Annotated in this window: 18 protein-coding genes; 14 read left to right on the forward strand and 4 right to left on the reverse strand. The window is 64.6% G+C overall.

Going from position 1 to position 24,153, the window contains the following annotated elements; genetic code table 11:
- Positions 1-13 precede the first annotated feature (13 nt).
- The 4 genes from O3297_RS03935 to O3297_RS03950 are packed head-to-tail and all read left to right on the forward strand — an operon-like array spanning position 14 to position 6,711.
- The gene (locus O3297_RS03935) at positions 14-1,120 is read left to right on the forward strand and encodes an AAA family ATPase (RefSeq protein ID WP_305047813.1); all 1,107 of its coding nucleotides are present in this window, start codon (positions 14-16) and stop codon (positions 1,118-1,120) included.
- The gene (locus tag O3297_RS03940; RefSeq protein WP_305047814.1) at positions 1,111-3,582 is read left to right on the forward strand and encodes a DUF5682 family protein; all 2,472 of its coding nucleotides are present in this window, start codon (positions 1,111-1,113) and stop codon (positions 3,580-3,582) included. The genes O3297_RS03935 and O3297_RS03940 overlap by 10 nt, the downstream gene beginning before the upstream one ends.
- A complete protein-coding gene (locus tag O3297_RS03945) occupies positions 3,575-4,708 on the forward strand; it encodes a VWA domain-containing protein (RefSeq protein WP_070279172.1) in 1,134 nt (377 codons plus the stop codon). Before O3297_RS03940 ends, O3297_RS03945 begins: the two co-directional genes overlap by 8 nt.
- Positions 4,705-6,711 carry an SWIM zinc finger family protein gene (locus O3297_RS03950; RefSeq protein WP_305047815.1) on the forward strand — a complete coding sequence of 669 codons (2,007 nt, stop codon included), beginning with the start codon at positions 4,705-4,707 and terminating at the stop codon, positions 6,709-6,711. The genes O3297_RS03945 and O3297_RS03950 overlap by 4 nt, the downstream gene beginning before the upstream one ends.
- Positions 6,712-6,723: 12 nt before the next feature.
- On the opposite strand, the gene O3297_RS03955 is transcribed toward O3297_RS03950, so the two are convergent.
- On the reverse strand, positions 6,724-7,113 hold the full coding sequence (locus tag O3297_RS03955; protein WP_305047816.1) for a DUF1090 family protein: 390 nt from the start codon (positions 7,111-7,113) through the stop codon (positions 6,724-6,726).
- 134 nt (positions 7,114-7,247) lie between these two features.
- Between O3297_RS03955 and O3297_RS03960 the strand changes: the two genes are divergently transcribed.
- The 5 genes from O3297_RS03960 to O3297_RS03980 all read left to right on the forward strand — a co-directional run bounded on the left by O3297_RS03960 (position 7,248) and on the right by O3297_RS03980 (position 13,173).
- Positions 7,248-8,090: a tetratricopeptide repeat protein gene (locus O3297_RS03960; RefSeq protein WP_305047817.1), complete on the forward strand. Its 843-nt coding sequence runs from the start codon at positions 7,248-7,250 to the stop codon at positions 8,088-8,090.
- A complete protein-coding gene (locus O3297_RS03965; protein ID WP_305047818.1) occupies positions 8,087-9,088 on the forward strand; it encodes a tetratricopeptide repeat protein in 1,002 nt (333 codons plus the stop codon). The genes O3297_RS03960 and O3297_RS03965 overlap by 4 nt, the downstream gene beginning before the upstream one ends.
- Before the next feature lie 68 nt (positions 9,089-9,156).
- Positions 9,157-10,371 (forward strand): AGE family epimerase/isomerase, encoded by a 1,215-nt coding sequence (locus O3297_RS03970; protein WP_305047819.1) that lies wholly within the window; start codon positions 9,157-9,159, stop codon positions 10,369-10,371.
- Positions 10,368-11,300, forward strand: coding sequence for a carbohydrate kinase (locus O3297_RS03975; protein ID WP_305047820.1), 933 nt, complete (start codon positions 10,368-10,370; stop codon positions 11,298-11,300). Before O3297_RS03970 ends, O3297_RS03975 begins: the two co-directional genes overlap by 4 nt.
- 232 nt (positions 11,301-11,532) lie before the next feature.
- On the forward strand, positions 11,533-13,173 hold the full coding sequence (locus O3297_RS03980) for a sensor domain-containing diguanylate cyclase (protein WP_191909660.1): 1,641 nt from the start codon (positions 11,533-11,535) through the stop codon (positions 13,171-13,173).
- A 51-nt stretch (positions 13,174-13,224) separates the two neighbouring features.
- Here O3297_RS03980 and O3297_RS03985 read toward each other — a convergent pair whose 3' ends face one another.
- Positions 13,225-14,313 (reverse strand): LacI family DNA-binding transcriptional regulator, encoded by a 1,089-nt coding sequence (locus tag O3297_RS03985; RefSeq protein WP_305047821.1) that lies wholly within the window; start codon positions 14,311-14,313, stop codon positions 13,225-13,227.
- Positions 14,297-16,210 carry a glucokinase gene (locus tag O3297_RS03990; RefSeq protein WP_070253665.1) on the reverse strand — a complete coding sequence of 638 codons (1,914 nt, stop codon included), beginning with the start codon at positions 16,208-16,210 and terminating at the stop codon, positions 14,297-14,299. Before O3297_RS03990 ends, O3297_RS03985 begins: the two co-directional genes overlap by 17 nt.
- 346 nt (positions 16,211-16,556) lie before the next feature.
- On the opposite strand from O3297_RS03990, the gene O3297_RS03995 reads away from it, so the two are divergent.
- The 5 genes from O3297_RS03995 to O3297_RS04015 all read left to right on the forward strand — a co-directional run bounded on the left by O3297_RS03995 (position 16,557) and on the right by O3297_RS04015 (position 22,338).
- Positions 16,557-17,855 (forward strand): carbohydrate porin, encoded by a 1,299-nt coding sequence (locus O3297_RS03995; RefSeq protein WP_052140684.1) that lies wholly within the window; start codon positions 16,557-16,559, stop codon positions 17,853-17,855.
- Positions 17,856-18,099: 244 nt separating this feature from the next.
- Positions 18,100-19,353, forward strand: coding sequence for an ABC transporter substrate-binding protein (locus O3297_RS04000; RefSeq protein WP_035817882.1), 1,254 nt, complete (start codon positions 18,100-18,102; stop codon positions 19,351-19,353).
- A 115-nt stretch (positions 19,354-19,468) separates the two neighbouring features.
- Positions 19,469-20,353, forward strand: a complete 885-nt coding sequence (locus O3297_RS04005; protein ID WP_034777935.1) for a carbohydrate ABC transporter permease — start codon at positions 19,469-19,471, stop codon at positions 20,351-20,353.
- On the forward strand, positions 20,350-21,219 hold the full coding sequence (locus tag O3297_RS04010; RefSeq protein ID WP_034777933.1) for a carbohydrate ABC transporter permease: 870 nt from the start codon (positions 20,350-20,352) through the stop codon (positions 21,217-21,219). Before O3297_RS04005 ends, O3297_RS04010 begins: the two co-directional genes overlap by 4 nt.
- A 9-nt stretch (positions 21,220-21,228) precedes the next feature.
- On the forward strand, positions 21,229-22,338 hold the full coding sequence (locus O3297_RS04015; protein ID WP_070279178.1) for an ABC transporter ATP-binding protein: 1,110 nt from the start codon (positions 21,229-21,231) through the stop codon (positions 22,336-22,338).
- Between the two features lie 70 nt (positions 22,339-22,408).
- Here the strand turns inward: O3297_RS04015 and O3297_RS04020 are convergent, their stop codons facing one another.
- Positions 22,409-24,076: a ParB-like protein gene (locus O3297_RS04020; RefSeq protein WP_305047822.1), complete on the reverse strand. Its 1,668-nt coding sequence runs from the start codon at positions 24,074-24,076 to the stop codon at positions 22,409-22,411.
- Positions 24,077-24,153 lie beyond the last annotated feature (77 nt).

Consider the following 24,153-nt stretch of genomic DNA (forward strand, 5'->3'; position numbering starts at 1 on the left):
CAAAGAGAGCACAATGATGACGGAACAACATGATGATAGCCAGGTGGTGCGCCGCAGCGCCGAACAGCGCTACGCGAGCGAGCTGGAACGCCTGAAAGCGGCCGATACCGAGCCGCGCCCGGAGGGCTGGCAGCTGTCGCCGCGCGCGGTGCGCCGCTTCATCCTTGGCGACGCGGCGCTGCAAGTGAGCCGCAAATTCTATGGCGACGATCCGCTGGTCGACCGCGCCATCGTCACCCTGATGGGCCATCAGGGGCTGATGCTGGTGGGCGAACCGGGGACGGCCAAGTCGCTGCTGTCCGAATTGCTGGCGGCGGCCATCAGCGGCGACTCCGCGCTGGCGATCCAGGGCACGGCGGGCACCACCGAAGACCATATCAAGTATTCGTGGAACTACGCCTTGCTGCTGGCCGAAGGGCCGAGCCGGCGCGCACTGGTGCCGTCGCCCTTGTTCCAGGCCATGGAGGCGGGCAAGCTGGTGCGCTTCGAGGAAATCACGCGCTGCGCGCCCGAGATGCAGGATGTGCTCATTTCACTGATGTCGGAAAAGCAGCTGATGATTCCGGAACTGGGTGGCGACGCGCGCGTGCACGCGCGGCGCGGCTTCAATATCATCGCCAGCGCCAACTTGCGCGACCGCGGCGTGCATGAAATGTCGTCGGCGCTGAAACGCCGCTTCAACTTCGAAACCGTCAAGCCGATCTGCGACCATGGTTTCGAAGTCGAGCTGGTGATGCAGCAGCTGCAGCGCGAACTGGACGCCATCGGCGCCGCCGTCGTTGTCGGGCGTGACGTGGTCGAATTGCTGGTGACCACGTTCCAGGAACTGCGCGCCGGACAGACCCGTGAAGGCACGGCCATCAAGACGCCGGAGGCGGTGATGTCGAGCGCCGAGGCGGTCAACCTGGTCTATGCGGCCTCGCTCGAGGCGCTGCATTTCGGCGACGGCACCTTGCGCCCGCGCGAACTGGCCAACCAGTTGCAGGGCGTGGTCCTGAAGGACAACGCCGATGACCTCAAGCGCGTGCGCCATTATTTCGACACGGTGGTGCGCGAACGCGGCCGCCGCGACGATCTGTGGAAAAGCTTCGGCGACGCGGCGCGCAAGCTATGGCTGTAGTGCAGCCGGACTTGCCGGCCGGCGTGGCTGCCGCGCGCGCCAGGCTGTTCGAGCATGGCTTGTACTTCGCGCCGGTGCGCCACCATAGCCCGGCGTGCGCCCATGCATTGCAGGCCATGCTGCGCGAATTGCGCCCGGCCGCCGTGCTGATCGAGGGGCCGGAAGGCTTCACGGACATGCTGCCCCTGTTGCTGGACGAACGCACGCGCCCGCCCGTGGCCCTGTTGTGCCAGACGCCGGCGGCAGGCGAAGAAGGGGCGCGCACGGCATCGGCGTTTTTCCCGTTTTGCGATTACAGCCCTGAATGGGTGGCGCTGCGCGAGGGGGCGGCCGCGCAGGCGCAGCTGGCCTTCATCGACCTGCCGTGGCAGGCGCGCGCGGGCAGGGCAGACGCGCAGGACGATGCCGAGGCGCGCAGCCTGATGGCCGAGCGCTACCTGGCACACAGCACCTATCTGAATACCCTGGCCGCGCGCGCCGGCTGCCGCGACCAGGACGAATTGTGGGATCACCTGTTCGAAGCGCGTTCGCGCGCCGCGCTGGCGGACTGGCGCAGCATGTTTGGCGACGTGTTTTCCTACTGCGCCATGGCCCGTCTCGATTACGAGCCGGCGGTGCTGGAAGCGGAGGGCAGCCTGCCGCGCGAACGCCACATGGCGGCGCATATCGCCCGCTGGCGCAAGCAGGTGGAAGGCCCCGTGGTGGTGGTCACCGGCGGCTTTCATACCAGCGCGCTGATCGAACTGGTCGCCGCCGCTCCCGCCCACGCCGTGCCGGCCGCCGCCAGCCCCAGCTGGCTGATACGCTACAGCTTCGAGCGGCTCGATGCCCTGAATGGCTATGGCGCGGGCATGCCGGCGCCCGCCTATTACCAGGCCGTCTGGGACGCCCTGCAATCGCCGGCGGACGGCGATCATCAGCTTGCCGTCGCCGTGGACCAGTTGACCATGCTGGCAAGGCACAGCCGGGCGCGCGGCTTGCAGGAGCGTATTTCCACGGCGGAGGTACAGGCGGCCGTGCTGCAGGCGGCCAGGCTGGCGGCCTTGCGCGGCCATGCGGGGCCAGGCCGCCAGGATGTGCTTGACGCGATGGCTTCCTGCTTTGTCAAGGGCGCCATCGACGACGGCATGCAGGGCCTGTTCGACGATGTGCGGCGCCAGATGACGGGCAGCCGGCTGGGCGACGTGCCGCCGTCGGCCGGTTCGCCGCCGCTGGTGGTGGATGCGCGCCTGGCTGCGCATCGTCACGGCTTGCGGCTGGACGACGGCGACACGCGGCTGGCGCGGCTGGACCTGTACCGTAAGGACCGCCACCGCCGGCGCAGCCGGTTCTTTCATCTGATGCAGTATCTCGATACGGGCCTGGCGCGCTGGCAGGGCGGCCCGGATTTCATGGCCGGCAGCCGGCTGGAACTGCTGTTCGAGGAATGGACGTATGCGTGGACGCCGCTGGTCGAAGCGCGCCTGATCGAGCTGTCCGCCGATGGCGCCACCCTGGCCGAGGTGGCGCTGGCGCGGCTGCTGCGCGAAGAGCAGGCGCTGGGCGCCGCGGGCCAGGCCCGTTCGGCCGGCAGCGCCGCCGCCCTGCTGGTGCGTGCCTGCGTGGTGGGATTGCATGAACGTCTGCCCGGCCTGCTGGCGCTGTTGTCGCGCCATCTCGATGACGATGCCGATTTCTCCTCCGTCGTCGCCTGCGGCCATGCGCTGGTGACCCTGTGGCGCGCGCGCGAGCCGCTGGGTGTGCGCGAGCATCCTGGCGTGCTGGCGCTGATGCGGCGCGTCTGGCCGGCCGCGCTATTCCTGCTGTCCGGTCTGGCCGATACGGGGATGGAAGGGGAAAGCGAGCAAGTGGGGCAGTTGCTGGCATTGCGCGAATTTGGCCGCGCCGCGCGCAGCGCCTTGCCTGCGCACGAGGCGGACCTGGCCTTCGAGGCCGGCGACCTGCACCAGCGCCTGCACGCCCTGACGGCGACGCGCCACTGCGCGCCCGGCATCTGCGGCGCCGCCGCCGCGCTGCTGTTCCTCGATGGCGCCTGGGGCGAACAGGATTTATCGCGTTTGCTGGAACAGCGCTTCGGCGCCGGCGCCACGCCGCAGGATGCCGTGCGCTTCCTGTCGGGCCTGATGGCCGCCGCGCCTGAATTGCTGCTGACGCAGCCGGGGTTGCGGCGCAGCTTCAACACCCTGGTCGGCAGCTGGGACGAGGCCAGTTTCATCCATTATCTGCCCGATTTGCGCCTGGCCTTCACGGGTTTGAAACCGCAGGAGACGAGCGACCTTGCCGAGGCGCTGGCGGTGCTGAACGGCGCCGCGCCGGACGCCTTGCAGGCTGAATTTCATTGCGACGTCAGCGAAGACGAGATGCTGGCCGGCGGCCGCCTGAACGCGGCGCTGGCCGCCTGCCTGGAGCGCGACGCGCTGTCCGGCTGGCTGGATATTTCTACGGAGAAGCCGCATGGCTGAGAATCTGGACAATCAGGCGTTGCTGCGCCGCTGGCGCCTGATACTGGGGCGCTACGCGCAGCCGCTGCAGGGCGCGGCCTGGTCTGACAATGATGGCCGGCTCGATGCCAGCCTCGATTACCTGTATGGCCGCGAGTATGAGCGCAAGGGTATGCTGCGCGCCGGCGGCGGTGGTTCGCTGGACCCCAGCCAGCTGCGCGCCATCGACTGGCTGGCGCAGGCGCGCAAGCTGTTTCCGCAGGATGTCTACGAGCGCGTGCAGGGCCACGCGATCGAGCGCTATGAACTGAGCGGCTTGCTGCGCGATCCGGCGGTGCTGGCCAGCCTGGAGCCGAACCAGGCGCTGGCGCGCGCCCTGATCGGCATGCGCGGGCGGCTCGGCGCGGACATGCACGACGCGGTGCGCGCGGTGATACGGCGCGTGGTCGAGGAAATCACCGAGCGCCTGCGCAAGGATTTCGTCAACGCGGTGGTGGGGCGGCGCAATCGCTTTCGCCGCACGCAGATGAAGAGCACGCAGAATTTCGACTGGCGCGCGACCATTGCCGCCAACCTGAAACACTACGATATGGCCAGCCGCCGACTGCTCATTGCGCATCCCATCTTCAACGCGCGCGTCAAGCGCAGCCTGCCGTGGGACGTCATCCTGTGCGTCGACCAGAGCGCTTCGATGATGGATTCGGTGATCTATGCGGCGGTGGTGGCCGGCATCCTGTCCGGCCTGCCGGCGGTCAACGTGCGGCTGGTGGTGTTCGACACCAGCGTGGTGGACTTGACGCACCTTGCCGCCGACCCGGTCGAGGTGCTGCTGACGGTGCAGCTGGGCGGCGGCACGAATATCGGCCGCGCGGTGCAGTACTGCGAGCAACTGGTGAGCAATCCGCAGCGCACGGTACTGGCCCTGATCAGCGATTTCGAGGAGGGCGCGCCGCCAGGGCCGTTGCTGGCGGCGCTCAGGCGCATGGCAGAGTCGCGCGTCACCCTGCTGGGCCTGGCCGCGCTCGACGAGCGCGCGCAGCCTGCGTATGACCACGGCATGGCGCAGCGCCTGGCGGATCAGGGCATGCACGTGGCGGCACTGACGCCGCAGCACTTTGCCGAATGGCTGGCCGGGGTGATGGGATGAGCTGGCACGCCGTGTACCGCAGCTTTGACGACGACAGCCTGGCGACGCTGGCCAACGCAGGCCTGCTGCGCCGCGCCCTGAAAGATGTCGAGGCGGGCAAGGTGGGCTGGCAGGCTGACGCGGGCGGCGCCCTGGTCGCCGACGGCCAGCATGTGTCGCTCGATGCGGGGGGGCCGCAGAAGGGCCGTTGCGATTGCCCGGCGCCCGGCATCTGCAAGCATATCCTGGCCGCCGCCGTGTGGCTGCGCGAACTGCCGCAAGACAGCGCGCAGGACGGGGTGCCAGCCAGCGTGCAGGACGAAGTGCTGGCGCTCGACAGCGCCGCCGTGTGCAAGCAGGCTGGCAAGCCGGCGGTGCGCCAGGCGCTGGCCTGGCTGGCTGAAGGCGACCAGGCGGACATCACCATCGTCAATGCGCGGCTGCAGATCGAGTTGCCCCTGTTGAAACTGGGCTGCAGCTATCTGAGCGGCGCCGGGGTCGAGGCCATGGTGTCCGATACGCCGGCCGCCATCCGCAAGGCGCTGCACCTGTATGCGCTGGCCTGTGTCTGGCGCAAGCATGGCCGCGAGTTTGCCTGGCCGGCAGGCCTGGCGATGGCGCCTGCCGACGCAGCGCCAGGGATGAGTACGTCCGAACTGGTGTTCCTGGCCCAGGTGCGGCGTTTGCTCGGTGAACTGTACGACAATGGCTTGTCGCATGCCAGCGCGATTGCCGCTGGCCAGTTGCGCGCGCTGACCATGTCGGCGCGCACTGAAAGTCTGCCCCGCCTTGCCGCCATGCTGCGTGGCCTCGGCGGTACGCTGGACCTGCTCGTGCGGCGCGACTACCACGCCAGCGAACGTCAGGCATTTGACGAGATGGCGGCCATCTGCGCCTTGTGCGCGGCGCTCGAACACGCGTCTGGTGCGCTATTGCAGCGCTTGCGCGGGCAGGCGCGGCGCAGCTTTGATGCGGCCGGAGATGCGCCCCTGGACCTGCTGCCGCTGGGCGCGTATTGGTGGGAAACGCGCGGCGGCGCGCACGGTCTGACCTTGTCGTTCTGGCAGCATGCAGAGGAGGGCGAGGGACGGATCGTGCAGGCTGTGCTGGCGCGGCCCGACGCCAGCGACCGCTCGTTTACGCGCGAATCGGCATGGGATGCGAGCAGCCTGTGGCAGGGCGCTGGCAGCGCCCGGCATATTTGCGAGGCGGGCTTGCGGTTGGCAGGCGCGTCCTGGGCCGAGGATGGGCGCCTGGCCATGGACAGCCAGGTGCGCGCCAGTGCGGCGCCACTGTGGGCGCTCGACGATGCGCGCTGGCAGCGCCTGGGTTTTGACGACTGGACGGCACTGGCTGCCTTCATGAGTGACAGCGTCGGTTTGGCGCCGGATCCCATCGATTGCGTGGTGCTGCGTCCGGCGGCCGTGGCGCGGCCGCAGCTTGACGAAGTAGGTCAGCGGCTCGATTGGCAGGTGTTCGATGCCTGCGGCGACGTTCTGGACTTGCAGATACCGGCAGTGCCGGCCCTGCGTCCGCGCATCGCCCGGCTGCAGGCGGCCGTGGCGGATGGCGCCGATATCCGGGCCGTGCTGGCCAGCCGCGCGCGCGACGACTCAGGTGGCTGGCAACCGGTGACGCTGCTCATCGCCAAGAATGGCAAGCTGCGCGTGGTATCGCTCGATTTCGAGATCGATGCGGGCAAGCTGCCGTCGGCGCTGGCGCGCTTTTTCAAGAGCCTTGGAGGCACCAGCCTGGCGCCGTCCATACCGCCGCAAGCCTCGGCGGCATCGCGGGTGCTGGTCCAGGTGCTCGACCTTCTCGCACTGCAGGCGCGTAGCGGACGCCCACGACTGGAAGCCGAACTGGCCGGCGAACTGGCGCAGCATGGTGCCACCTTGCGTGCGCTGGGCCTGGACTTGCCGGCCGGCCTGCTGGCGGCCTACGTCAGCGCGCCGCGCGCACCTGAAGCCTTGCGCCTGGCATATGTCTGCACGACGTGCATCGCGCTGGAGGCGGCAGGGTAGTCGCGGCTTTGGTCAGGGCTGTTGCGCCTGCAGGGCCGCCAACTCGGCCCTGGCTTTTTCCAGCTTGCCTTCCAGTTTGGCGATCTTTTTCGGCTCCTTGTTGGCTTCCTGGGCCAGGCGCAGCGAGCGCTCCGTCTGGTTCACCTTCGCCTGCGCCTTGACGATCTTCTTGTTGTGGCGTTCGACCAGGGTACTGTCGCGGCAGTGGGCGTTGACTTCGTCGAGCGCGCGCGTGAGGCCCGCGACCTTGTCGGACAGGCCCTGTTCCTGCGCCTGGAGCAATTCGCTGCGGATGCTTTCGCGCTTGGCGGCGCAGCCGGCCAGCTGGGTGTCGGCGGCGCTGGCGCCCAAGGAGGCTGCGGCGAGCAGCAGGGTCAAGGCGGTTGTGGCGAGGCGGTTCATGGCATTCCTGTGTAAGTGGTGGGCTCGTGCAATGTAAGCCTGCCGGCTTGCCCTGTCAAACTTCTTGTGCAGTGCGCGCCTGTCTGGCATGGCATCGGCTACCATGCGTGTTTTCTTCTTTCCGACACCGCCGCATGCCCAAGAAATTCCTCTTGCTGATTCCTTTCCTGCTGCCGTTGCCGCTCCTGGCCCAGACCTCGCCCACCTTGCTCGACCTGCAGCTGATCGCCATCAAGGCGAGGGCTGATGCGGCTAGCCATAGCCCGGAAAGCATCGCCGAGTTTGAGCAGGCCCGGCGCGCGGCCGAAGCGGGCGACGTGGAGGCGCAGCTGGACCTGGCGCGCATGCTGCAGCTGGGTGTCGGCACTCCGCAAGATACGGCGCAGTCGATGGCCTGGATACGCAAGTCGGCCGAAGGCGGCTATGCACCGGCACAGTCGGCTTTGGGGGTGGCCTATACCTTGGGTGGCAAGGTGCCCATCGACCGCGTGCAGGGCGAATACTGGCTGCGCAAGGGCGCGGCGCAGGGCAATGCAGAGGCGCAAACCATCCTGGCGCTGGAATTCATCGATGGCGACAGCAGCGCCGAGGAGCAGGCGCTGGCCATCACCTGGCTGAAGGCGGCGGCGAACGAGCAGCACTTTGTGCCCGCCTACAATGCGCTGGGCGAGCATCTGATGCGCGCAGCCGTCGATGAACAGGATCGCGCCGAGGCTTTCCACTGGTATTCCAGATCGGCGCGTGAAAATGAGCCGGCCGGCATGCGCAACCTGGCCCGCGCGCACGAGCTGGGCCTCGGCGTGGCGCAGTCGGACAAGTGGGCCCTGGTCTGGTACGAGCGGGCGGGGTGGAGCGGCGACTTGCCTGCCATGCGGCGCATGATCGAGGTGTATGTCAAAGGCGAACTGGGACAGACTGCGAATGCCGAAGACGCGGCCGAGTGGCGCGGCAAGCTGGCCGAGAAGGAAAAGAAATGAGAACCATGCTGTTTGTATTGAGCCTCGCCCTGGCGCAGCCCGTACTGGCGCAGCCGGCGTCCACCAAGGCACCGCGCCAGCATCCGGCGCTGGCCGAATTCGATATGTCCGGCCTCGACGACATGCGCGCAAGGGTGCGGGCCGTGATCGACCGTCCCGCCGACCTGTCGCCGGACAAGGTGGCCGCCTTCGGGAAGGCGCGCCTGGCTGCGGAAGGGGGCGACACGGCCGCCCAGCTGGAGCTGGCGCAGATGCTGCACGGCGGCGAAGGCACGCCGCGCGACGTCGACGCCGGCCTGGCGTGGATGCGGAAATCGGCCGAAGGCGGCTATGGTCCGGCGCAGGCTTTCCTCGGCGTGGCCTACACGCTGGGGCAGGGCATGGACATCGACCGCAAGCTGGGCGAATACTGGTCGCGCAAGGGCGCCGCGCAAGGCGTGGAGCTGGCCAACTTCACGCTGGCCATGCACTTTGAAAATATCCACAGCAGCCCGGCAGAACAGGCGCACGCGCTGCACTGGCTGAAGTTCTATGCCGAAAACGGCTTTATCTATGCCTACAATGAAATCGGCTACCGCCTGATGATGACGGCCGAGGACGAGGCGCAGCGCAAGGAAGCGTTCACCTGGTACATGAAGGCGGCCAAGGCGCTCGACCCGCCCGGCTTGAACAATGTCGCGTACTCGTATGAAGTGGGGCAGGGCGTGCCGCAGAGCGACGAGGCGGCCCTGGGCTGGTATGAAATGGCGGCCATCGCCAAAAGTCCGCCGGGACAGACGGGTTTTGCGCGGCTGCTGGAACAGGGCCGTGGCGGCCCCACCCGGCAAGGGCCGGCGCCCACGCCGTTCACGCTGTACCTGCTGGCGGCGAAGCAGGGCGACGCGGAAGCCATCGAACGGCTGGTCAAGGTGTACGATCAGGGCGAGCTGGAACAGGCGGCCGACCCGGCGCAGGCGGCACTGTGGCGCGAAAAGCTCAGGCTGGCCAAGACTCCCTGAGCGGGCATGACGGAGTCAGGACGGCATGCTATCATCATTGTTATCGATAACAATATCATGAGAGACCCATGAATCCCGATTTCCGCTCCAAGGCGACGCTTGAAAAGCATATCCTGCACACGATGAATTTTTATCACCCGCGCGCTGTTGACCCGAGCGGCGGCTTCTATCACTTCTTCCTCGATGACGGCACGGTGTACGACGCCAGCACGCGCCATCTGGTCAGCAGCACGCGCTTCATCTTCAATTACGCCATGGCTTACCGCCACTTCGGCGGCGACGATTACCAGGCGGCCCTGCGCCACGGCGTGGCCTTTTTGCGCGACGTGCACCGCGACCCGGCCACGGGCGGCTATGCCTGGCAACTGTCGTGGAAAGACGGCGTCAAAACGGTGGAAGACGGCGCCAACCACTGCTACGGCCTGGCCTTCGTGCTGCTGGCCTATGCCCACGCCTTGCAGGCGGGCGTGCCGGAAGCGCGCGCGTATCTGGACGAGACCTTCGAATTGATGGAGCAGCGCTTCTGGCTGCCCGAACACGGCCTGTATGCGGACGTGGCCAGCGCCGACTGGTCCACCCTGGACGGCTACCGGGGCCAGAACGCCAACATGCACGCCTGCGAAGCCATGCTGGCCGCGTTCGAGGCGACGGGCGAAGCGAGATATCTGCACCGCGCCGAAACCCTGGCGCACAACATCACGGTCCGTCAGGCGGGTCTGGCGAACGGCATGATCTGGGAGCACTACACGCCCGACTGGTCGATCGACTGGGACTACAACCTGCACGACAAGAGCAATATCTTCCGTCCGTGGGGTTACCAGCCTGGCCACTTCACGGAATGGGCCAAGCTGCTGCTGATCATGGAGCGCCACAGCCGGTTCATGGCCGGTCCGTCCGACTGGCTGCTGCCGCGCGCGCGCGCGCTGTACGACATGGCCCTGGCCAAGGCATGGGATGGCGCGCATGGCGGCATCCACTACGGTTTCGGCCCGCACGATGAGATCTGCGATGGCGACAAATATTTCTGGGTGCAGGCGGAAAGCTTCGCCGCCGCCGCCGTGCTGGCCGCCCGCACCGGGGACGAGGCCTACTGGCAAAGCTATGACAAGATCTGGGAGTACAGCTGGACGCACTTCGTCGACCATGAGCACGGCGCCTGGTACCGCATTCTGACGCCGGAAAACGGCAAGATCAGCAACGAGAAAAGCCCGGCCGGCAAGACCGATTACCACACCATGGGCGCCTGCTATGAAGTGCTGAACGTGATTGGCGGTGCCGCATGAGCGCCACCGCTTTTCCCTCTTTCCCCGCTTTTGTGTCGGCCGGCGAAGCGCTGACGGACATGCTGCGCACGGGCGCGGACTCCTGGAACAGCCAGGTGGGCGGCTCGACCTGGAACGTGGCGCGCGTGATGGCGCGCCTGGGCGTGCCCAGCGCCTTTGCGGGCGGCGTCAGCCTCGACGTCTTCGGCGACGCTCTGGCGCAGGCGACCGACGTGGCGGGCCTGGACATGCGGTTTTTGCAGCGCCATGCGAAGTCGCCGCTGCTGGCCATCGTGCATGAACTGCATCCGCCTACCTATTACTTCATCGGCGACGACAGCGCCGACCTGCATTTCGACGCGTCGCTCTTGCCGGCCGGCTGGATGCAGGGGGCGCAATGGGTGCATTTCGGCGGCATCAGCCTGGCGCGCGAACCGCTGGCGGGCAAGCTGGTGGCGCTGGCGCAGGAGCTCAAGGCGGCTGGCGTGAAGATCAGCTACGACCCGAACTTCCGCATCATGATGGATGAACGCTATGACGCCACCCTGCGCCGCATGACGCAGCTGGCCGACGTGATCAAGGTGTCCGATGAAGACCTGGCGGGCCTGTTCCGCCATGACGACATCGATGCCGCGTTTGCCATGCTGCGCAGCTGGAATCCGCAAGCCACGTATTTGTATACGCGCGGCGCGCAGGGTGCGGCGCTGTACCAGGGCGAACAGACATGGCAGGCGGCACCGCCCGTCATCGAGGTGGTCGATTCGGTGGGGGCGGGCGACGCCAGCATCGGCGGCTTGCTGTACAGCCTGATGTACCGGCCCGATGCCAACGGCGGCCAGCACTTGCGCTTTGCCGTCGCGGCGGGTGCGGGCGCCTGCCTGGCCGCCGGCGGCGCACCGCCGTCGGTGCAACTGGTGGAATCGTTGCTGGAGAGCACTATATTGGGATGATGTGGGTATGCAGTGTGTATTAAGGGGCGCCAGGGCGCCCTTTTTGCCAGAATAGGCGTAAGCTTTGCTCTCTTGCCATGCCAAGAGCCTGTCCTGGGAACTGTATTCATCTGCGGGACCAGGCTCCACGGCATTCGCTGAAAAATATGCCGTTCCGCCCGGTGCCATGCATGGCGCCGCCTGGCCGGATCTGTGCGCTTTACAGAGCATGGGTGCTGAGAAGGAAGTCCGCATGCATAAGATCTGGAAATTTTTCAATCCCAGGAGCTTCAAATTCAAGATGGCTGTGCTCGTGGGCGTGCTGGTGCTGTGCGCGACGGGCTCTGTTGCGCTCACATCGCTGTCTGTCGCGCAGGGGCAGATGGCATCCGTCATCGGCAACCAGCAATATGCCTTGCTGGCCAGCGCGGCGGCATATATCGACGACGACTTGAATGCGAAGAAAGCACTGCTCAGGGTGCTGGGGGAAGGGCTACCTGCGGACGTGTATGCACATCCGCAGCGGATGCAGGCATATATTGAAGATCATCCAACCCTGCGCGAGGAATTTTTTAATCTCGTCGCCTTTGATGCTACGGGAACATTGATTGCCAGCATGAATGACCGGCGCGTGGTCGGCACACTCAATTTCGCCACGCGGGAATATTTTATCGATACCGTCAAAGCCAGGGAGGGCGTGATATCGCGTCCATTCAAGAGCCTGCTGTCGGGCAAGCCCATTGTGCTGGTAACCGAACCGATCTATGACGAAGCCGGTACATTGCGGTATATGATCGCTGGCGGTATCAATTTGCAAAGCCCGACATTTTTCGGCCAGTGGGAGCAGCTCAAGCCGGGCAAGAGCGGTTATCTGTTCATGTTGACCCACGACGGCACGATTCTCCACCATCCTGACCCGGAGCGCGTCCTGAAACGGGTGAGCGAAGAAAAGGGTGGGGTTACGCCTTCCACCTTGGCCGCATTGCGTGGATTCGATGGTTGGACGCAGGGTAAAACCAAGCTGGGCGTGCAGGCAATTATCACGTATAAGCATTTGCGCGCTGCCGATTGGATCATCGGCGCCGTTTACCCCGAAAGCGAGGCATTCACACCGATCACCGATATTTATGCCAAAGTCATCATTGCTTCGTCAGGCGTCGCCTTGTTGGCCAGTTGCGCCGGCTGGCTCGCGGTGCTGCTGCTCTTGCGCCCCTTGGGCGATCTGGGCCGGCATGTGGCGAGCATACGCTCAGGCAATGCCGATATTGCGGTTTTCGATATCGCCCGCAAAGACGAGTTCGGAAAGCTGAGCCGTGCATTCTATGCGCTGTCGCTGCAGAGGGAAGCTGCGGAGAGCAACCTCGCTGCTCTGGCGCGCACTGACATGCTGACCGGCCTGCACAACAGGCGCATGTTTGACGAGGCGCTGGCCGCGGCATTGACGCGCGCCTGCCGCGCTGATACGGGTCTGGCGCTGGCCTATCTGGATATCGATTATTTTAAAAAAATAAATGATACATATGGGCATGGTATCGGCGACCTGGTATTGATTGAATTTGCCAAACGGCTCAAAGCTTGCGTGCGGGCCTCGGACACGGTGGCGCGCCTTGCCGGCGACGAGTTCGTCATCATTTTTGAACAACTGACGGATCAGTCCGAGCTTGCGATACTGGGCAAGAAAATCGTGCAGGAGATGGTCGTGCACTTTGATTGCGGCGGCATCGCTCTGCATGTCGCCACCAGTGTCGGCTTGGCGTTCTGCGCCCGGGGCGATACGACGGCAGGGGCAATGTTGACGGCGGCCGATACGGCGCTCTACAAGGCAAAAAGCGCTGGCCGCAACGGTTATGCCGTCACTTCCATCGGCAGCCCCGCCTTGATCGAGGCGGTGTAGGGCCGGGCGCGTCGACAAGGCGCGTGGCGGCCATCGCCTGCTCTGGCAGCGTCAAGGTTTGCGCTGCCCCTTTGCGGCCGTCGGCGCATGCCTGCCCGACGATGCCCGCTCTATCAGGGTAAATTCCATCAAGTGATGCGTGGTTGGCACGGTTTCCCCTGCGCGGCGCTGGCGTATCTCGTCGATGACAAGATTGACGGCGGCGCGCGCCATGTCGGCGATGGGTTGGTGGATGGTGGTCAGCTCCGGCCAGACGGTGCTGGCGACAGGCGTATCGTCGAAGCCGCACACGCTCAATTCCGCTGGCACCTGCAAGCCCATGCCGTGCGCCACGGCCAGGGTGGCGGCGGCCATGTCGTCGTTGCTGGCGAAGATGGCGCTCGGGTGCGGTTTCTGCGCCAGCAGCCGGCGCGCCGCGTCGAGTCCCGAGCGATACGTGAAATAGCCTTGCGCGACCCTGTGCGGCGGCACCTGCAAGCCGGCTTCCCGCATGGCGTCCTCGAAGGCCTGGCGGCGCAGCAGGGCGGGCGTGTGCGCGGGATCGCCTTCGATGAAGCCGATGTCGCGGTGGCCCAGTGCGAGCAGGTGGCGCGTCATGGCCAGGGCGCCTTCGTAGTCGTCGATGCGCACGGCCGAGACGCCGGGCGAGGGGCGCGCCGTGGCCACGGCGATGGCCGGGATACCCATCTGGTTCAGTTGCGCCAGCACTTCCGGCGAATCGCACAGGGGCGGCGGCACGAGGATGCCGTCCACGCCGGCCGCCACCAGGCAATCGATGCCGGCGCGCTGGCTGTCCAGGTCTTCGCAGCGTTCGAGCAGCAGCTGGCCGCCGCCCTGGCGGCATTGATCCATGGCGCCAACTAAAAATTCGCTGAGGAAGGCCGCGCTCGGATTGCTGTACAACAGGCCGATGCGCAGGGTGCCCGTGCGGGCAGCCCTGGCCGCCAGGTTGGGCTGATAGCGCAGGCTGGCGATCGCCGCCTCGACCTTGTCGCGCGTGGCCGCGCTGACGCTGCTGCGTCCATTGATCACGCGCGATACCGTCATGGCCGATACGCCGGCCACGCGCGCCACGTCATGCACGGTGGCGCCGCTGGCGGTATCGGGGGCGGCGTGCGCCGCCTTATTCGAGGTGGCCACCGAACTTCAGCTTGCCGCTGATGCGCATGCCGTGCAATTGGCCTTCTTCCAGTTCGGCGGCGCTGGTGCGCTGCGCCGTGTCGCGCCGCGCCAGTCCCACGGACAGGATATCGAGCATCATCAGCTGCAGCAGGCGCACGATCATGGGCACGAAATTGAGATTGCCTTCCGGGTGGTTCAAGGTCAGCAGCACGTCGGCCAGCTTGGCCAGCGGCGAACCGCTGGCCGTGATCGCCAGCACGCGCGCGCCGCAGCCCTGCGCCACCTTGACGGTGCGCAGCAGGTCGGGCAGGGCGCCCGAACGGGAAATGACCAGCGCCACGTCGCCCGGTTTCAGCATGGCGGCGCTCATTTCCTGCGCCTGCGGATCGGCAAAGAAGCTGCTGACGATGCCCAGGTTGAGCAGCTTGTGCTGCATGTCGTCGGCCACCACGCGGGCGCTGCCCACGGCCAGCAGCTCCACGCGCTGCGCGCCGCGCAGCAGCTCGATGGCCGCCGTCAGCGCCTTCACGTCGAGCATGTCGCGCATGGCCAGCGCGGCCGAGGCGTTATTGCCCAATACCTTGCGCGCCAGTTCGGCGTCGGAGTCCGAGATCTCCACGTGGCAGTGGGCCACCGTGATGGCGCCGCCCGTCAGGCCGGACGCCAGCTTCAATTTGAAGTCGGCCAGGCCCTGCACGCCGATCGAGCGGCAAAAGCGCATCACGGTCGGCTGGCTCACGCCGACCCTCTGGGCGATTTCCGCAATCGGCAGGGTCAGCATGGCGTTCGGCTCCTTCAGCACCCAGTCGGCCACCTTGCATTCCGAGGGGCTCATGCGCCCGCGCGCCTGGCGCACGGATTCGAGCACGGGCGCGCCGGAATGGGCGCGCTTGAGCTTTTGCGCCAGGATGGCGGCGATACCGAGGAACGTCGGCAGTTCGGCCGTGATCAGAAAGGTGGGGATCTGCGCCAGGTAGTCGTTCAGGCGGCCCTTTTGCTCGAAGCGGGCGCGGAACTGCGACTGCTCGAACAGAGGACCCAGGCGCGGCACGATGCCCCCGCCTATATAGATGCCGCCCAGCGCGCCCAGGGTCATGGCCACGTTGCCGGCGATGGAGCCGAGGATGGCGCAGAAACAGTCCACCGCTTCGAGGCACACTTCGCATTCATTGTTCAGGGCGCGGCTGGTGATTTCGGCTGCCAGCAGCGGCAGCGCGTCGGGCTTGCCGGCGCGTTCGGACAGGGCGCGGTAGATCAGTTCCAGGCCGCGCCCGGAGGCGAGGCGTTCGGCCGAGACGTGCGACAGTTCGCGCCAGGCGAAGGACAGCACGTCCATCTCGCGCTGGTCGCAGGGCGCGAAGCTGACGTGGCCCCCTTCGCTGCCCAGCGCGATCCAGCGGTCTTCCGCGGGGATCATGCCCGACACGCCCAGGCCCGTACCCGAACCGAGCAGGCCGATGACGCTGTCGGCGCGCGCCATGCCGCCGCCGATCTGCAGGCGCTGGTCGGGCCGCAGATAGGGCAGGGCCATGGCCAGCGCCGTGAAGTCATTCACCACCAGCAGGGTGTCGAGGCCCAGCGTGGCGCGCATGGCCTCGATCGAGAAGAACCAGTGATGGTTCATCATGCGGATAGTGTCGTCGTCGATGGGATTGGCGATGGCGATGGCCGCATGGCGCACGCGGGCCGAACCGGCGGCGCGCGCCTCGCTGCTATCCATATACGCGGTGATGGCGTCGAGCAGCGAAGCGTAGTCGTCGCAGGGCAGCACGGCCACCGCTTCCAGGTGGCCCTGGCGCGTCTCGAGCACGAAGCGGGCATTGGTGCCGCCGATGTCGGCCAGCAGGCGTGGCCCTTCACTGAATCGCTCCGCCGGATCGCTGCCTGCTACTTCCATTTTTTCATCAATTTTCATGGCGGTGCCTAGTCTCGTTTGCGTGCGCTGTCATGGCGGCGCACTGTCGTTATGGCAAAAACCAAGGATTTTAATTCGTATACGTGCCGCGTGCCGAAAAATGCGGGGCACCCGCGCAAATGCTTGCACGCAGCGCCGGAAACGGGCGGCGCCAGCTGAAAAATCAGGGCGGTCAACCGGCAAATCCCTGCGCAAATAAAGTGTCGCAGAGTAGTCGTAGGATTACAACATAATATGTTGATATTTGTTCGTAGTATAGTTACTATGTCCCTGCTGGAAAGAATTCTGGCCAGTACATTCGGCCACGAATGACTAGATAAAAAATAAATTACTGAGGAGACTTACCATGCTGCATCGCACCATGTTGAAGGCCGTGTTGAAGACACTGCCAGCTGCCATCGTCTTGGCCATCGCCAGCGGTTCCGCTGCCGCCGACCCTATGTACCCATCCGACTCCGAAGGCTTCCACGGCTACCTGCGCGCTGGCGCCGGCAGCAATACGTCGGGCGACGGCGGTTCGCAAGGCTGCTTCGGCCTGGGTGGCAATACCATGAAATATCGTCTGGGCAATGAGTGCGACGCCTACACGGAATTCGGTTACACCAAGTCTGTTGCCAAGTCCGGCGGCGTGAACTACCTGGCCACCATCTGGGTCAACGCCTATGCGCCAAACTCGGATTTCGGCGACAACAAGCTGGGCATCGTCAAGGCCTATGTCGAAGCGCAGGGACTCGATTTCCTGAACGGCGGCACGGCCTGGGTCGGCAAGCGTTTCTACTACCGTCCTGACATCCACATGCTGGATCTGCAATACATCAACATGAACGGCACGGGCGCCGGCCTGGACCGCATTCCTGTTGGCCCGGGTAAATTCTCGTATGCCTTCTTCAAGGACAACGACATCAATGCCCGCGACAAGAACACTGGCGCCATCACCGGCACCCGTTCCGCCGTGCGCCAGAACTTCATCTACGGCGAAATTCCCGTCAATGAAAATGGCACCCTGGACCTGGCCGCGACCATCATCACGGCCGAAGGCAAGGACAACGACATCTACGGCCCGAAACATAACGGCTGGCAACTGTCGGCATTCCATCGTCAAGGCAAAGTCTTCGGCGGCGGCAACACCTTCGGCGTGCAGTACGGCGTCGGCCCTGGTGTTGGCGGTGACGGCAACGGACAGTTCGGCGCCTCGGGCAGCACTTCCTACGGTTCTGACCGCAAGCGCACGCGCGTCTTCAATGACATGGCGATCCAGCCGATGGAAAACTTCGGCATGGAATTCGTCGCCCTGTGGCAAAAAGACGAATCGACCGCCGCCGGTTCCTCGACCTGGACCTCGGTCGGCGTGCGTCCTGTGTACGCATTCACCAACAACTTCAAGCTGGTGGGCGAACTGGGCACGGACCGCGTGACGCAATCGGGCGGCCAGCCAGCCAAGCGCCTGACCAAGCTGACTATCGCGCCGACTATCTCGGCCGGTCCTGGCCTGTGGTCGCGTCCTGAACTGCGCGCTTTCGTGACGTACGGCAAATGGAACGATGCGGCCACCGCCTCGGTCAATGCGTCGAACAACGGCGGCCCGATCTACAACAACAATACCAGCGGCACTTCTTACGGTTTCCAAGTGGAAACCTGGTTCTAAGTTAGCAGGCGTTGTAAGTCTAAATCAACCTGGCGCATCCTTCGCGGATGCGTTTTTGGCGCCGTCCCGTGATATAAATGCAATGTAGTCGTTTCATGGATCACGGCGCCGTCTTTACACCAAGATGATGCCCGTTTGCAAGCGGGTCTGAGTACAAGAGCGCCGGTACAGGCGCAGATTTCACCTTTTTCGGCCCCCGTATGCCGAAGCCCCCTAAAAGCTTGATCAAAAAAGGAATGTGGAGATGAAACTGAAATTCAAGATTACCCAACTGGCCGCATTGACCACCCTGGCATTCGCTGGCAGCGCCTTTGCGACCGACGTGGAAGTGTTGCACTACTGGACCTCCGGCGGCGAAGCGAAGTCCGTGGGCCAGTTGCAGCAAATCGTGAAAGAAAGCGGCTTTGGCTGGAAAGACTTCGCCGTGGCCGGTGGCGCTGGCGAAAACGCCGCGACCGCGCTGAAAACCCGCGTCATTTCCGGCAACCCGCCAACGGCCGCCCAGATCAAGGGCCCATCGATCCAGGAATGGGGCGCGGAAGGCGTGCTGGCGAATATCGATGATGCCGCCATTCCAGGAAAATGGGATGCCGTGCTGCCGAAAGTCGTCGCCGACATCATGAAATACAAGGGCCACTACGTCGCCGCTCCCGTCAATGTCCACCGCGTCAACTGGATGTGGGTCAACCCGGAAGTGCTGAAAAAAGCCGGCGTGGCCACCACTCCGACCACCTGGGATGCGTTCTTCGACGCGGCCGAGAAAATCAAGAAATCGGGCGGCATCGCGATCGCCCACGGCGGCCAGCCTTGGCAGGACGCCACCGTGTTTGAATCCGTCGCGCTGGGCGTGGGCGGCACGGAGTTCTACAAAAAGGCCATCCTCAAGCTGGACCAGAAGGAATTGACCGGCCCGACCATGCTCAAGGTGTTCGACACCCTGGGCAAGGTGAAAACCTACATCGACAAGGATGCGGCAGGCCGCGACTGGAACCTGGCCACCGCCATGGTCATCAACAACAAGGCCGGCTTCCAGTTCATGGGCGACTGGGCCAAGGGCGAGTTCACGGCCGCAGGCAAGGTGCCGGGCAAGGACTACCTGTGCGTGGCAGCTCCTGGCACGGACAAGGCCTACACCTTCAATATCGATTCGTTTGCCATGTTCACGCAAAAGGATGCGAATGCGAAGAAGGGGCAGATCGCCCTGGCCAACGCCATCATGAATCCGAAGTTCCAGTCGATCTTCAACCTGAACAAGGGTTCCATCCCTGTGCGTTCCGGAGTTTCCAAGGACAAGTTTGACGCTTGCGCCCTGAAATCGATGGAAGACATGGACGCCACCAACAAGACCGGCGGCCTGGTGCCATCGTTCGCCCACGGCATGGCGCTGCCATCGGCCACGCAAGGCGCCGTGACCGACGTCATCGCCAAGTTCATGAACACCAACATGAGCTCGAAAGACGCGGTTGCAGCATTGGCCAAAGCGGCAAAAGTGAAGTAATCACGACGGCGCCGGCACTCCCGCCGGCGCCCGCTGCATCGCATGCATCGCAGGCGTCCGCCCTGGCGCTCGACCAGGCCGGCGCCACACGCAGTTCTACTTCTACGGCTGTCCTATGTCCATACGCAAGCAATTCGACCGATGGATACCGCAGATGGTGTTGGGCCCCACGCTCATCGCCAGCTTGGTATTCGTCTATGGTTTTATCTTTTTGACCGGTTGGCTGTCGCTGACCGAATCGCGGCTGATGCCGAACTACGAGTTCGCCGGCCTGGTGCAATACTACGAGCTGTTCGATAATGAGCGCTGGTGGACCTCGCTCAAGAACCTCGGCATCTTTGGTGTCCTGTTCATCGGTTGCAGCATCGCCATCGGCCTGTTCCTGGCCATCCTGCTGGACCAGAAAATCCGCGCCGAAGGCGCGCTGCGCGCCATCTACCTGTATCCGATGGCGCTGTCCTTCATCGTCACGGGCACGGCCTGGAAATGGATGCTCAATCCCAGCCTGGGCCTGGAAAAGGTCATGCACGACTGGGGCTGGACCTCGTTTACCTTCGACTGGCTGGTGAACTCCGACATGGCTATCTACACGGTGGTGATCGCCGGCGTGTGGCAATCGTCGGGCTTCGTCATGGCGCTGTTCCTGGCCGGCCTGCGCGGCATCGATGATGAAATCATCAAGGCGGCGCAAGTCGATGGCGCGTCCCTGCCGACGATCTACTGGCGCATCGTGATTCCCGCCATGCGACCCGTGTTCTTCAGCGTGCTGCTGATCCTCGCGCATATCGCGATCAAGAGCTTCGACCTGGTCATCGCATTGACGGCTGGCGGACCTGGCAATTCGTCGTCCGTGCCGGCCATCTTCATGTACCAGTTTTCCTTCACCCGCGGCCAGCTGGGCCTGGGCTCGGCATCGGCAATGATGATGCTGGCCACCATCGTGGCCGTGCTCGTGCCGCTGATGTACCTGGAAACGCGCAGCGCAAAGGCGATGAGATGACACCTACCCGCAATAATCGCCTCACCCTCGGACGGGTGGTGGTATACCTGCTGCTGATTCTGTTTGCGGTGTACTACATCGTGCCCCTGTACGTGACCCTGTCGACGTCGTTCAAGTCGCTCGACGAGATCCGCAGCGGCAACCTGCTGGCCTTGCCGCACGTGTGGCAGTTCGATTCCTGGTCCAAGGCCTGGTCCTCGGCCTGCACGGGCGTCACCTGCGACGGCATGCAGCCGTTCTTCTGGAACTCGATCAAGATGGTGATTCCCGCCGTGCTGATCTCGACCTTCCTGGGCGCCTTCAACGGCTATGTGTTCGCACACTGGCGCTTCCGCGGTTCGGAAATCCTGTTTGCCGCCTTGCTGGTAGGCTGCTTCATTCCGTTCCAGGTGGTGATCCTGCCGATGGCGCGCCTGCTGGGCGAATTCGGCCTGGCCAATACGACTACCGGCCTGGTCTTCGTCCACGTGGTGTATGGCACGGCGTTCACGACCCTGTTCTTCCGTAACTACTATATCGGCGTGCCGGAAGAATTGATCAAGGCGGCGCGCATCGACGGCGCCGGCTTCTTCCTGATCTTCCGCAAGATCGTGCTGCCGATTTCGGGTCCGATTTTCGTCGTCTGCATCATCTGGCAATTCACGCAGATCTGGAACGACTTCCTGTTCGGCATCGTCTTCGCCAGCGGCGATTCGCAGCCGATCACGGTGGGCTTGAACAACCTGGTCAACACGTCCACGGGCGTGAAGGAATACAACGTCAACATGGCGGCCGCGGTGATTGCCGCGCTGCCGACCCTGCTGGTCTATCTGGTCGCAGGCCGTTATTTTGTGCGCGGTCTGACCGCAGGCGCAGTCAAAGGTTAAGGAAAGAATATGTCCAGTTTATCGATACGCAGCATCCGCAAGGTGTACACGAATGGCGTCGAAGTCCTCAAGGGCATCGACATCGAGATCAAGGATGGCCAGTTCCTGATCCTCGTCGGCGGCTCCGGCTCCGGCAAGTCGACCTTGCTCAACATGGTGGCCGGCCTGGAAAGTGTCACGTCGGGCGAAATCCTCATCGACGGCAAGGTCGTCAACGACCTGCCGCCGAAGGACCGCGACATCGCCATGGTGTTCCAGTCCTACGCGCTGTACCCGTCGATGACGGTGCGCGAAAACATCGCGTTTGGCTTGAACGTGAAAAAAGTGCCGAAGGCGGAGCAGGAAGAAATCGTCGCCCGCGTCGCCGAAACCCTGCAGATCACGCATTTGCTCGACCGTCGTCCGGCGCAGCTGTCGGGCGGACAGCGCCAGAGGGTCGCCATGGGCCGCGCCATTTCGCGCAAGCCGTCGCTGTTCCTGTTCGACGAACCGCTGTCGAACCTGGACGCCAAGCTGCGCGTGGAAATGCGCGCCGAGATCAAGCTGCTGCACCAGCGCCTGAAGGCCACCATCGTCTACGTCACGCATGACCAGATCGAGGCGATGACCATGGGCGACCTGATCGCCGTCATGAAGGATGGGGTGGTGCAGCAGCTGGGCACGCCGCAGGAAATCTATGACAATCCGGCCAACCTGTTCGTGGCCGGCTTCATCGGTTCGCCATCGATGAACTTCATCACCGTCAAGCCTGTCATCGAAGGCAACGAGGTGTTTGTCGCCATCGAGAACGCGGGCAAGAGCATGCGCCTGGCCTTGCCGTTCGCGGCCGACAAACTGCGCAGCTATGCGGGCCGCGACGTGATCCTGGGCGTGCGCCCGGAGCAGATCACGGACATGAGCAGCGCGCACGGCGACGTGGGCCAGGAACTCGGTTGCCTGATCGACCTGGTCGAGCCGACCGGCCCGGATACCTTGCTGACGACGCGCCTGAACGGCGCCGCCGTGACTTGCCGCACGCACCCGCGCGAAGCCGTGCTGCCGGGGCAGACCATGCAGCTGTCGTTCAACCTGTCGAAAGCGGCCCTGTTCGATCCGGAGAATGGTGAACGCATCGCCTAAGCGTTGTCGCCATAAAAACGGCCCGCTTGTCCTGGTGACAAGCGGGCCGTTGTTGTTTACGCCGGTGCGCTTACTTTGCCAGCGATTTCTTGTACGCGATGGAGTAGGTCAGCTTGCCCGTTGGCGTGGCCAGGTCGTCCAGCGCCGCCTGGCTGAAGACGCCCGTCCAGCCCAGGGTTTGCGCCGTCACGCCGCGGCTGACGATATCATTCGCCTTCAGGCCGACCATCGCCGTCGATGCGCTCTTGATGGTGGCCATGTAGCTGGCGGCGTCGCGCGTATCCGTCTTGGCCAGGTCGATGCCGGCCTGTGTGCGCAGCCAGTCGGCCCAGTAGAATTCGAGGAATTCCGTGGCCGTCGACGGCACCACGTAGCCAGCGTCGCGCGTGAAGTAGACGAGCGAGCGGTACGGGTCGTTGCCCAGCGACTTCAAGCCGATGGACGCGGGCAGCTGGCTGGTGGCGATCGCCTTGTTGCCGCCGTCCTTCAGCCAGACCTTGTTGACCTTCTTCATCTGCGCCCAGAAATCGTATTCATTGAGCTTGCTGAAATTGTCCGTCACCTTGACCCAGACCTTCAGCTGATGGTTCTGGCCATTGTCGGCGTCGCGGAAGGCGGAAAACGTGTGGTGGCCGTCCGTCAGGTACAGGGTGCCGTTCGGGCCGATGACGACGGTCTTCATGTCGCCCGGCTTGGTGCCTACGGCGGCCTTGCACTGGAACGTCGACGGTGGATTGGTCAGGGTGGCGCCGGCCACGTTGGCCGTCTTGCTTACCACGTCGTCCTGGCCGTTGGCTTCGCACAGTTCGGCGAATTTCTTCGGCTTGTTGGTCTTGGCCATGACCAGGTCTTCCGCGCCATAGCGACCCAGCTTGTAGTACACCTGGTCGTAGCCGATGGCCGGTTGCGTGGGGTGCAGTTCGTCGAGCGACACTTGCAGGAAGACGGGCGCCGCATCGGTGCCGGCAGCCGTGGCTGCCAGGACTTGCTGGCGCGCGCTGAGCACGGGCGGCGTTTCCAGCACGCTCTTGCCGGTGGCGAGCGGTGCGCCGCCGTCGATGATCTGAGCGACGATGCTGCCGCTGGCATTGACGATGTCGATATCCGTGCCGTTCTGTTTTACCTGCAGGTTGTCGAGCAGGACGTCTGCCGGGTCCTTGCTGTTCGGCGTCAGGGGGCCATTGATGAAATCATAGCTGGCCGCCATGCCCAGGGTTTGCAGGGGCGCCGCCAGGGCCGTGCCCAGCTGCGTCTGCGCCGTTTGCAGGCGTGCCGCATCGATGGCGGCCAGGCTGGCGGGGGATGCGCTCGACGGGATGCTGCCCAGCAGCTGCATGGCGATGACGGAGGTGAGCGGCGTCAGGTTGACGGCGCTTTCCTTCAGCGACAGTGCGTACAGGGTGGTGCCGCCTGCCGGCGTGACGGAGACGAGGAAGGGCGCCTTCGCCGTGGCGGACAGGGTGATGGCCGCTTTGCCGTTCGCGTCCGTGGTGCCGCTGCCGACGGCATTCTTGCCGGCGTCGAGCACGGTGACGGAGGCATTCGCCACGGCCTTGCCGGTGGCCGCTACCACGTTCAGGATGCGTGCGGGGGCGACGGGCTCCACCGGGGCGACGGGCGCCGTGGTGGTGTCGCGGTAGTCATTACCGCCACAGGCGGCCAGGCTGGCGCCCAGCGCGAAGGCGATGGCAATGGCCAAGGTGCTGCGGGTGCTGCGGCGGATATTATGCTTGTACATGGTGTCCCGTGATGTCGGCCTGAAAAGTGCCGACATGCTAGCGGGCGCAGATGTCAGGATGATGACACGCCGGGAGG

It is taken from the genome of Janthinobacterium sp. SUN128 (genome assembly GCF_030587275.1).
GTDB classification, from domain to species: Bacteria; Pseudomonadota; Gammaproteobacteria; order Burkholderiales; family Burkholderiaceae_D; genus Janthinobacterium; species Janthinobacterium lividum.